We start from the raw sequence: 10881 nt of genomic DNA on the forward strand, positions 1-10881 counted from the left end.
GTTTTATTCATTTTCGTTCCAATGGAATTTGTGTATTATACGGTGAATAACAGGGCTTATCAATATACCAAAAGAAGCAATAAATATCAATCCCGAGTAAAGCCCATAAATACCTGCAAAAAAATGTCCATTATGAGTACTTGGTTTCTCAAGAAGCCCTAAACCCGATAACATTATAGATGAATGCAAGAAGGATTCGCTTAAGGTTAATCCCTCAAAGGCCATAAATCCAAAAATACCAATTAAAAGCGAAAAGATAATCAATATCAAAATACCCAAAAAGTGTTTTAACAATCTAATATAAAACTGTTTTCTTTTAATAAGTGTTTCTGTTCTTTTTTCGTACATAGCTCACATTTATTTACCGCCCAAAATAGCAATTCCATTTTTTTGGATAATATAGCCTTTCAAAGTAATAAGTTTAAAATCTCCATGACTCCAATTACCTTTACTTGTTTTATCCATTAGGATGCTCTTTATCTATCACAATCTGTTTTTGTCAATGGCATCGTCGAAGAGTAAGATATTTTGTTTTTATCAACAAAAGCAGTACCGTTTTCATTTAATTCTCCATAACCTTCAATAAGTTGATTGTCTTTTATTAAAAAAGCTACTTCTCTTTTACTCTCAACACCTTCGGACATAAAGGTATATTCACCAAACAGTTTATCGCCTTCTAATGTTCCGTTAAGTGTCCCTGAATTACTATCTTTTGCATCAAGAGCATAAGTTAGGTTTCCTTTAATTCCATTTTCCACATCGGTGATTTCTAAATTAATGGCATTGTTATCTGCATTATAAGAATAGCAGCCCGTTTTTAACAATGAAGTTGGTTTTTTATTAACTACAACTTCTTTTTCTTCTGATGTATTTTTTTCTTTTGCGGTATTGTTTTTACAGTTGGTGAAGCCTATGATTAGTAGCAATAATAAAATTAGTTTTTTCATCTGAATTTAAATTTTAGAATTAATCGATTTTTTTGAAAACCAATAGTTGTCCTGATGCGTTAGACAGCCACAATCTATTGTTCTCTATCTTATAGGAAGTAGTACTTTTTAAGGTCATTAAAAACTCATTTTCCAGATTATTTTGCCCGCACATCATTTTTGTAGTCGAAATATCAGTAAATCGTAAAACGCCAAATTCAAAAAATAGTTCTCCATTCATTCGGTTACATCCTGCATAGCCTGTAAATGATTTTGATGCAGCATTGATTTCCATTGAAGGCAGGTCTTTTTTGAAGCTTTCTTTAGTAATTTCATTTCCGTTCAATGTTTCTAACACCCATAAATCATGCAAACGATAATCGATTATATATTCTCCACAGCCTTCTAATTTTGTAAACTCGGTTTCTCTGCCTTTCATATATTCTATGTCAACCGAATATGGGGAAGCCATACCAGACATCGCATTTATACATTCCAATTGATTAATTTGAATGTTCATTTTTGCCATTTCTGTATGCAATTTGTACAGTTTTATATTGGCATCTTGTGCAAGTTCTGGCAATGTATGTGGCGTCATTATAGAATCGTCAATGGTTTTTAATTTAATCATCTTTTCAGATATGGTCAGGCTCCAGAATGGTTCTGTGCCATTGGCTTTGAAATAAACATTTGTAACGGTCTTTCTATGTGATAAAGGATTTATTTTGGCAGTTGATTCAGAAGAAATCTCTTTAGTACTTGCTTCGCTGTTTTTCTTTTCTGTCTTTTTATCCCCACAGGATGAAATTACCAAGCCAATACATAGTATTACCATTACAAACCTTTTCATTGCTACTGTATTTTATGAAAACGCATCATTGGAACATTATCAATCATCAAGTTTAATTTTCCTTCGGAACCAAAACTGTATTTGTTTATTTTCCCCATCATATTTAAAAAAACTTTTTCTCCGTTTCCACAGAACATCATTGTAGTTGGCCCAGGTTCTCCAAAGGATATTGAATCTCCTTTAATAGTATAATCTGCCGAATAGCCATTACAACTATTATTTCCTTCAGCCTTTTTGGTTTCTTTATTAAAGGATATTTGTGGTTTTTTGTCAGGGTATAGTCCTTCAAATGCTATGCGTGGTCCAGATATATATTCCAATTCCCAAGTGGTATTGTATAATTTTTCGTTTTTGTTAGAAGCACAAGAAGCAAATACAAGGCTTAAGATTGTGATGAATAGAATTTGTTTTGTTTTCATAATTATGGTCGATTTTTAGTTATTATTTTTCCAATTGATAGTAAAGTTCCCATCATAATTAAGGCTACACCAAATATAATTCCAGCATTTATAAAAGTTTGTTGGTATCCAATATTGGTTACATTTAGAAATGGGTAAGGATAAAAGCCTGAAAAATAACCCCTTATCAATACGAAAAATAAAAAAAAGATGGGATATAATAGCCAGATTGTTAATGAGCTTATTGTTAAATCATTGTGCTTAATGTTTAAATACCAGTAGTGTAGTACAAATATTGGAATAACCGTATGCAACAATTCATCTACTATGAATTGAAGTCCTGTTGGTGTCCATATGTTTCTTAAAACCACTTGATAAACCAATCCCACAATAAAAATAAATGATGTTATGGCGGTAAGTGTACCTTTTTTTCTAAATAGGTTAAATGGAAACCTTGACACATGAAAGACTTTGGTGGTAAAATACAAACCTACAAGAATATTGGTCAGTATCGTAAAAAAGCTAAAAAAACGAATGATTGTTTCAAAAATATCGGCTTGCCTATTTAGTAATATTAGGATAAATTGAACAATGACTGCAAACCAGCTTAATGACATTCCTATTATTTCAGTTTTACGTTTCATTTTATTGTTTACAATGGTCTCGGCTATGAGTAGTTACGTGGGTTAGCGTTTAACTTTGCAAGTACACACCAAACTGAAAATCCGCGAGGATTTTTAGAAGTAAGCGAGAACAAGCAATTACTTATAGCAATAATTGGGTGTAGTTATTTTCTATTCAATGATTTCAAAAATTCGTCTGCTGTCATTACGGGTAATAACGATTTTTTAAAGTCTTTTCCGTTTCTTGTTATTATAATTTCGCACTCCGATTCTGTTGCACTAAAATATTGCAAAGCATCCTCAAAATCTTTTATTGAGGAATTCAATCCTTTTTCAATCGTTTGTTTGTCCAGAGAGCATATTTCACAGATTATCTTAAATTTCCGTAGTTTTTCCCTTGCAATTTTTCCATTCTCAAATTTTGCGAGAAAATAGTTTACTGTTGCAAATGAAATAGGCGAAACAACCATTGTCAGTTTTTCTTTTTCAGCTAACGTTGCAATTTTCGCAATTGGTTCATAAAATGGTTTACGCTCTCCTAAAAAGTCCAGCATTACATTTGTGTCTATAAAAATCCTTTTGCTCATTTATATTTCTCAATTAAATAATCAGAATATTCTTTTTTATAGTCCAAATCAGCTGGGATTTCAGTTCCTGTTGAGATGCTTTTCACGAAAGGTGAAATCTCAAATTCAGAAATATCATTATCTGAAGTCAAGGATTGTAAATAAGCCTCTACAATTCGAGACAAGCTCATTTTTTTATTCGAAGCATACTCTTTGGCTTTTTCAATAATCCTTTGATTGAGCTTTAAAGTTAACTTTGTGTCCATAATAATTTATTTTATACGTACAAATATATAAAAACAATCCGTATAATTGAATTTAACGATGACTTTTGCTGTGAGGTTTAATTACACCCAAACATTGAATAAACACAATATGGCGTTTGTTCCTCCAATATGCCCGGATAAGCATAATAAATATGTGTTTATTTATATAATATACACAAATGTACTTATATTCTTATAAAGTTAATTTGATATGATCTCAATTTTATTACTTTTAGAAAAGTATTTTAGTTGAAATTAGGCAGATGCCTGCCTGCACAGGAATATTATGTTTAAACACACCCACCCATACAAACCATTTATACAAAACGATACGACCAAGCTTATAGTTGGCACCTTGCCACCACCACGATTTACAACGGGAGCACTTTTAGAAAAGGATGTCGATTTTTGTTATGGAAGCTATTATAACTCGCTATGGCTGTTTATTGATAAAATCCACGATTTAAATTTACGTTACGATAACTCACCAAAGGCTGTTGAACAACGTAAACAGTTTTTAGTTAAAAATAAAATAGGTGTTTGCGATATTGTTGAAAGTGCCGAACGTGAAAAAATAGATGCATCCGACTTAGGCATGCAAAATATAAAACTTCGAGATGTTGTTGGCTATTTAAAGCAATACCCAACTATAGATACCTTGTTATTTACAGGCGGAAACAGTAAAAATGGTCCGGAATATTTTTTTAGAAAACATATTAGGGATTATAAAATAAAATTGGAATTGGTGAATAATGAGATCCCCAGAATCCACCAGTTCACCATGCCTAAGGCACTTGTTCCATCGAAACGTATTATCAAAACAGTGTCTTTAACTTCAGGATCGGGTGCTGCCAATATTTCAATAAGCAGAATCCCTTTATACAAGCAATTAAAAGCGAAAAACCCTAAATTCAATACGTTTGATTTTAGGGAGATGCAGTATCGTGAGTTTTTTTGAAGAAATTAATTCTAACAATTATAACTTTTAACCTGAGTTTGATTATTATTTAAGTGTTTAAAACAATCACAAAATACTGTTTGCCAGATGTTTGTCATTTCGACAGAGAGAGAGGAACGAACGACGAGAAATCCCTTAAATATGAGATTCCTCCTCAAAAGCTTCGTTTTGTATCTTCAAACAAATATATTTTGTTTTCGATAGCGTTCGGAATGACAGCTTTTTCATGATATTTTATTTTAACTATCTGAAAATCAGTGTTTTTAAAATCGAACTCAGGTTTTTAGTCATGTCGAACATATGTGAGACATCACATAATTCTTATATTTTAAGAGATGGTATGAGATTTCTCGTCGCTCATTCAAATGATAAATAATTGATGGTTACATGATAATTTACTCTTGCTTATAACCCAATATACCATCCACAGTATTTGTGGTTACCGCATGGTAATTTGATCTGGCTTTGTTATAAATAGCCAGGGCAACATCTGTTTTATCATTCCTTTTAAAGGCCTTGTAAATAGTGGAAACATACCAGCGTCTGCCTACTTTAATTAAAAAATCCTCAATTTTAGCGTCAACATCATTTCCGTGATAATCATGATTAATAGCTTGCTCATACCAAACCATGGCAATATACGAATTGTTAGAGTTGGTTAAATTGAAAGCTTCATCAAACATGGCCATATGTTCCGTTTTAATATCGTTAGGGAAGTTTCGAACAAAATGTACCCATTCCTGGGTTGTCCAATCTTTAGTAAGTGTTTTATCTACTGTGTTTGTTTTAACAAACTGCTGAATTGTTTTTTCAACCGTTTCGAATTTATCGGAAGAAATGATCGCTTGATTATCAGGAATACCCGCATTATAAATCCATTCGTTTGTATTAAAGGTTATATCATGTTTTTCTAATAGGTTTTCATTTAAAAACGCCACGAATTTTTCGGTATGGATTGTTGAGAATGCATGTTTTTGAAAATAACTTTTTAAGAAAACATCAAATTTTTCACGACCAGCTGTTTCTTCTAATGTTCTTAAAAAGAGATACCCTTTATCGTAGGCAATACTGTTCATGCCATCATCTGGGTTACGGCCTTTTAAATTTAGTTTTAGTTTGGTGTCATCGGGAGTTTCTTTAAAGCTCTCTATTTCTTCTTCTAAATCTTGCCTTCCAATGCGAGCTAGCATATTGGCTCTGTCTTTACCGTAAAGCGCTTCCATAATACGCATTTCAAAGTATACGGTAAACCCTTCGTTGAGCCAAAAATCGTCCCAGGTGGCATTGGTTACCAAATTCCCGGACCATGAGTGTGCTAATTCATGTGCAATAAGCGATGTTAAGCTTTTATCGCCTGCAATGACTGTGGGTGTCGCAAATGTTAATCGTGGGTTTTCCATGCCTCCAAAAGGGAAACTCGGGGGTAAAACAATGACATCAAATTGTTCCCAGGCATAGGTGCCATATAATGCTTCGGCAGAAGCCACCATGTTTTCCATATCCGAAAATTCATCATGTGCTTTTTCTACCATGGATTTCTCGGCATAGATCCCAGTTCGGTTGCTAATGGCTTTATATTCAATATCTCCAACGGCAAGTGCAATTAAATAAGGGGAAATAGGTTGTGCCATTTTAAAGGTGTACTGACCGTCTGGTGTTTTAGTTTTAGGATTTTCAGCACTCATCACTGCCATTAATTGAGAGGGCACCTTTACTTTTGCGTTATAAGTAATTCTTATTTGCGGACTGTCTTGAATAGGAATCCAGGTTCGTGTTAAAATAGCTTGCCCCTGCGTGAATAAAAAAGGATGCTTTTTGTCTGTCGTTTGCTGCGGTTTTAGCCATTGCAAGGCTTCTGTTTTATGAGTGGTTTTATAAAAAACAGTGATCTGTTTCGTATCGTTATTGATATCAATTTTTAAAGGACTTCCTAATTGCTCATCAAAATCACCTAAAGAAAAGGCTGTGTCTTTACCATCTGCCTGTACCTTTTCAATGGTTAAAAATTTTGAATCCAGAATAATTTGTGATGCTTTATTGTTTTTAATTAAATAAGATGCTTTACCATGTATTATTTCATTATCAAAATCGACATTAATATCTAAATCCAGGTGGGTAATAGCAGCTTCGTTCGGTTTAGAAAAAGAATGTGGTTCCTCAATATAGTCTGATGCGGGTGCGCTTTTTTTGTTATAACAACCTGATAATAATATGATTAAGCATCCTGATAATAATATGATTTTTTTCATATCAAATTTTAATATTTTAAAAAGAGGCACGAAGTTAGTCGTTTTTCTTTTAAAATCAATAATAAAAAGGACATGGCGAAAATTAGTGTACATTTGCGCTTTAATTAAAGAGGGTGATTTTTAATTTATGTAGTGTCATCTCTCATTCCCTATAAATAGGGCTAGCCAAACAATTTATATGTCGTTCAATTCATTAGGCCTATCTCAAGCCTTGCTAAAAGCGATTAGCAAAAAGGGATATACAACACCGTCACCTATACAACAAAAAGCAATTCCACCTATTTTAGAAGGAAAAGATGTTTTGGCATCTGCTCAAACCGGTACAGGAAAAACGGCTGGTTTTACATTGCCACTTTTACATCTGCTTTCTGAAAATCCGAAAGAAAAATACAGGCCCATACGTGCTTTAATTTTAACACCAACAAGAGAATTGGCAGCACAGGTGTATGCCAATGTTAAAGAATACAGTGAGTTTTTAAACCTGCAAAGTGCTGTTATTTTTGGAGGTGTCAATCAAAAACCGCAAGCGGCAAGGATTCGTCAGGGCATTGATATTTTAGTAGCTACCCCAGGGCGTTTATTGGATTTAGAAAGTCAAGGTTTATTATCATTAAAAAGGATCGAAATTTTTGTTTTAGATGAAGCAGACCGTATGTTGGACATGGGCTTTTTGCGCGATATAGAACGTGTCATAAAAATGATACCAACGAGAAGGCAAAATTTGATGTTTTCGGCAACATTTTCAAAAGATATAAAGAAATTGGCACATGGTATTTTACAGCATCCGGTGCAAGTAGAAGCCACACCAGAAAACACCACTGTTGAGGCCATTAATCAGAAAATATATCGAGTCGCTAAAGGTTTAAAATCTGGATTGATTATTAAACTAATTTCTGAGGGCAATTGGAAACAAGTGCTTGTTTTTACGCGTACTAAACATGGGGCAAATAAGCTTTGTAAAAAGATGATAAGTTCTAATATTAGTGCGGCCGCTATACACGGGAACAAAAGTCAGGGTGCTAGAACAAAAGCATTGGCAGGTTTCAAAAATGGAAGTATTCGTGTTTTAGTTGCGACAGATATTGCTGCCAGAGGGTTGGATATTCCATTGTTACCGCATGTTATAAATTTTGAGCTACCCAATATTTCTGAAGATTATGTGCATAGAATAGGGAGAACAGGTCGGGCAGGAGCTAAGGGAGAAGCTCTGTCTTTAGTGAGCGCCGATGAAACCACTTATTTACGGGATATTGAAAAGTTAATAGAGATGAAACTTCCTGTAGAAATTATTGAGGGTTTTGAACCTGATCCCAATGCTTCGACAGTTCCTGAAAAAAAACAACAGCGAGGTGGAGGAAACAGGCCCAAAAACCATTCTGGTTCAAGAAATTCAAAGAAAGATGGGCAAAAAAGTAATCATTCCAGACGCCCTAAAAGAAGAAATGACAGGCGCAGTAATGATAGAAGAAATTAGTCATCATGAATAAAATTCTAAAAGATAAGATTATTGAGGTTTGCGATAAAAAAATAGCGCAGAAAGGCCCAAATGTGGGTTTGTCCTTTTATGCTTTTTTCGCCAATAAAAATGATAACCCGGAGCTACTTATGGAGGCTGCGACCTGGTGGATCATGGAGCATAAGCTCGATCATTTTGAGAAAGCTGTAAAGATTAAGCGTTTGGTAGACTAATTTAAAAATATAAATCTCGGCTTTAGCCTGCCTTGAGTACTCTGGCTCCGCTCGGTACGAACTCAAGTCGAAAGGCTCGATCTGACATAAAAATGGAACAACCCAATAACCCATTACATGGTATAAAACTAGAACAGATCATTAATGATCTGGTGGCGCATTATGGCTGGGAATATATGGGTTATACTATAAAAATTAAATGTTTTACAAGTAATCCCTCGGTAAAATCGAGTTTAAAGTTTTTACGTCGAACGCCTTGGGCACGAACTAAAGTGGAAGCGATGTATTTGGAAATGCTGCGAAAGCGAAAAAGGAATAAATAATTTTGGATGTTCGTTTAACGTGATTGTATAAGATTAGTTGCGTGGTTTAAGCACCTAATTTAGCAAATACAAACCAAATAGAAAATCCGCGAGGATTTTCGTAAGTAGGCTTGCACTAGCAATTAATTTTATACGGTGTTGTTGGTAGTTATTCTTCCTTTTCCGTTTTTTGTTTTGAATTGATTAACTCAATTAATTTTGTCAGAGACGATTTAACTTTGTCAGATTCACTCTTTTTAAGCATCAATTCCGCTTTCTTTTTCATTCCGCTATAATTTGCGTCAGGATAAAGTTCAATCAGTTGGGTAAAGTACTTATCTATTCCATCAGCAAGTTTAGTTTTTCCTTTTTCGGAAAACGCCTTTTCTTCGTTTATCTCATCCAAGTAGATAACATAATTGTCAATTAAAGTTCTAATGTTCGAATTAATAACATTCTTGACTCTTGTAGAATTTGGGTCGTCTGCGCTTTCTAATATTTCCTTATTTCCTAATTTAAAATAGTCAAGTTGCAAACTCAAACCATATTGCCAAACAGCCAACATTTCTATATCATAAACATACATATCCTTTCGGTCAGTTGCTTGGTAGATTTGATGCATATCTTTCCAATGTTCAAAGAATTCGGTTGCAACTGCATTCCGATGTTTTGTACCTAATTCATTGTCTTTAAGTACTATTTTGAAATTTTGTTCGTCGGTTAATTTTTCAACTATTATTCTTTGCTCTGGATTGTCAAAAGTCGGTTTTTTTTCATCGTCTTCGTAACCAAATCTTAATTCAAGAATTGCTTTGTCATAATCATTTGTATCCCAATACCTTTTATCTAAAGGGAATTCGTGTTCTTCTGTTTTACAATTGGTTAATGTTAAGCATATAATAGCTAAAAGGACGTATTTAATTTTTGTCATCAATTATGATTTTTGGGTTTTTGTATTGGTTTAGCGAAGTTAATAAACTATCAACTTCTTTCTCGTATCTTTTTTGTTCACTTAATACATAGCTGTGAAAAGTATTGTAATCATACTCTTTTTGAAAAGCTCTTTCTTTCGTTTTTATATCTTTTATTATTCCCTCGATTTTGTTTTTATCTATAATCTTTAAATCAGATATTTCTTGTTTTGCCTTACGAGCAAACAATTCTGTGATTTTGATGTGATATTTTTCGTGAGTTAAGAGTTCTTTACTATTCGTGTTCTTTTTATAAACGAAAGAGCGTGAAGGATAGAATAATGATTGTATAGTTACAGAATTATCATCAATTTCACTATCTATTGATGTTACGACATAAGCAAATCGTTCATTGCCATAAAGTGACTTTTTAAAAAATTCAAGACCTCTAAAATTCTGAAATGTGATTTGGTCGTATTTGTCAAAAGTTATAGGTTTTTCGTAATTCAAAAAGTTTGTGTGGCTTAAAATTCCAAAAACGATTGACGTAAAAATTAGAATTAAAAAACTGTATTTCGTAAATCGCAATAACCTTTTCAGCAGTTTCTTGTTTTCTTCTTTACGTTCTTTTAGTAATAAATACAATTGATAAAATACTGGCGAAAAATAGAGCAGTACAATCAGTATAATTATTAGTTTTTCATTCATTCGTAAAGGTTGGTTTTAATTACCTACAATGCTTAGATATGGTTGCGTTTTAATGAACTATATCGGTTGTTAAACGAAGGTAGTTGAATTTTTTTACAAAGTCAAATTGAATTTTAGGGTTTGTAATGTGAAATAATGATCGTTTTTGATCTGGTTGAATGACGTTAGAAAAGCTTATAATATAGCTAAGTTGATATAAAATGGCATAGAATATTTAGAAATAAAAAATTGAAGTTCAAGGCAAAAAGCGTAGGCATAGCCTAGTTCAATGTCATTAAGTTAAGGAAATTTGTTCTTTATTTGTCACATTGAGCGCAGTCCTTTAGATTTGTATAATAGATTATATCTATAATGATGATGATGATTAAAGAGGGGGTGCAGGGGGAGACTCATAGCTAATAAAAATGTTAATAACTTTGAATTGATGAATAAATA

14 protein-coding genes are annotated in these 10881 nt (G+C 33.2%); 4 read left to right on the top strand and 10 right to left on the bottom strand.

Annotated elements, in window-relative coordinates; genetic code table 11:
- Positions 1 to 3 precede the first annotated feature (3 nt).
- The 7 genes from PQO00_RS10955 to PQO00_RS10985 form a co-directional block, all read right to left on the bottom strand.
- Complete coding sequence (locus PQO00_RS10955; protein WP_274184886.1) at positions 4 to 348, bottom strand: hypothetical protein; 345 nt, start codon at positions 346 to 348, stop codon at positions 4 to 6.
- Positions 349 to 476: 128 nt separating this feature from the next.
- Positions 477 to 947 (bottom strand): hypothetical protein, encoded by a 471-nt coding sequence (locus PQO00_RS10960; RefSeq protein ID WP_274184887.1) that lies wholly within the window; start codon positions 945 to 947, stop codon positions 477 to 479.
- Between the two features lie 19 nt (positions 948 to 966).
- Complete coding sequence (locus PQO00_RS10965) at positions 967 to 1776, bottom strand: META domain-containing protein (protein ID WP_274184888.1); 810 nt, start codon at positions 1774 to 1776, stop codon at positions 967 to 969.
- A 2-nt stretch (positions 1777 to 1778) separates the two neighbouring features.
- A complete protein-coding gene (locus PQO00_RS10970; protein WP_274184889.1) occupies positions 1779 to 2195 on the bottom strand; it encodes an META domain-containing protein in 417 nt (138 codons plus the stop codon).
- 2 nt (positions 2196 to 2197) lie between these two features.
- On the bottom strand, positions 2198 to 2818 hold the full coding sequence (locus tag PQO00_RS10975; RefSeq protein ID WP_274184890.1) for a Pr6Pr family membrane protein: 621 nt from the start codon (positions 2816 to 2818) through the stop codon (positions 2198 to 2200).
- A gap of 143 nt (positions 2819 to 2961) precedes the next feature.
- Positions 2962 to 3384 (bottom strand): PIN domain-containing protein, encoded by a 423-nt coding sequence (locus tag PQO00_RS10980; protein ID WP_274184891.1) that lies wholly within the window; start codon positions 3382 to 3384, stop codon positions 2962 to 2964.
- Positions 3381 to 3629: a DUF6364 family protein gene (locus PQO00_RS10985; protein WP_274184892.1), complete on the bottom strand. Its 249-nt coding sequence runs from the start codon at positions 3627 to 3629 to the stop codon at positions 3381 to 3383. Before PQO00_RS10985 ends, PQO00_RS10980 begins: the two co-directional genes overlap by 4 nt.
- A 286-nt stretch (positions 3630 to 3915) precedes the next feature.
- Here PQO00_RS10985 and PQO00_RS10990 point away from each other — a divergent pair, with 286 nt between their 5' ends.
- Positions 3916 to 4587 (top strand): uracil-DNA glycosylase family protein, encoded by a 672-nt coding sequence (locus PQO00_RS10990; RefSeq protein ID WP_274184893.1) that lies wholly within the window; start codon positions 3916 to 3918, stop codon positions 4585 to 4587.
- 395 nt (positions 4588 to 4982) lie between these two features.
- Here the strand turns inward: PQO00_RS10990 and PQO00_RS10995 are convergent, their stop codons facing one another.
- Positions 4983 to 6836, bottom strand: coding sequence for a M1 family metallopeptidase (locus PQO00_RS10995; RefSeq protein ID WP_274184894.1), 1854 nt, complete (start codon positions 6834 to 6836; stop codon positions 4983 to 4985).
- 178 nt (positions 6837 to 7014) lie between these two features.
- Between PQO00_RS10995 and PQO00_RS11000 the strand changes: the two genes are divergently transcribed.
- The 3 genes from PQO00_RS11000 to PQO00_RS11010 all read left to right on the top strand — a co-directional run bounded on the left by PQO00_RS11000 (position 7015) and on the right by PQO00_RS11010 (position 8848).
- On the top strand, positions 7015 to 8310 hold the full coding sequence (locus tag PQO00_RS11000; RefSeq protein ID WP_274184895.1) for a DEAD/DEAH box helicase: 1296 nt from the start codon (positions 7015 to 7017) through the stop codon (positions 8308 to 8310).
- 5 nt (positions 8311 to 8315) lie between these two features.
- A complete protein-coding gene (locus PQO00_RS11005) occupies positions 8316 to 8525 on the top strand; it encodes a DUF6500 family protein (protein WP_274184896.1) in 210 nt (69 codons plus the stop codon).
- Positions 8526 to 8617: 92 nt separating this feature from the next.
- Complete coding sequence (locus PQO00_RS11010; protein ID WP_274184897.1) at positions 8618 to 8848, top strand: VF530 family protein; 231 nt, start codon at positions 8618 to 8620, stop codon at positions 8846 to 8848.
- Between the two features lie 148 nt (positions 8849 to 8996).
- On the opposite strand, the gene PQO00_RS11015 is transcribed toward PQO00_RS11010, so the two are convergent.
- Both PQO00_RS11015 and PQO00_RS11020 read right to left on the bottom strand, forming a co-directional pair.
- Complete coding sequence (locus PQO00_RS11015) at positions 8997 to 9758, bottom strand: hypothetical protein (RefSeq protein WP_274184898.1); 762 nt, start codon at positions 9756 to 9758, stop codon at positions 8997 to 8999.
- Positions 9745 to 10446: a hypothetical protein gene (locus PQO00_RS11020; RefSeq protein WP_274184899.1), complete on the bottom strand. Its 702-nt coding sequence runs from the start codon at positions 10444 to 10446 to the stop codon at positions 9745 to 9747. The genes PQO00_RS11015 and PQO00_RS11020 overlap by 14 nt, the downstream gene beginning before the upstream one ends.
- Positions 10447 to 10881 lie beyond the last annotated feature (435 nt).

The sequence above is a fragment of the Flavivirga sp. 57AJ16 genome (assembly GCF_028736925.1).
Classification (GTDB): Bacteria; Bacteroidota; Bacteroidia; order Flavobacteriales; family Flavobacteriaceae; genus Flavivirga.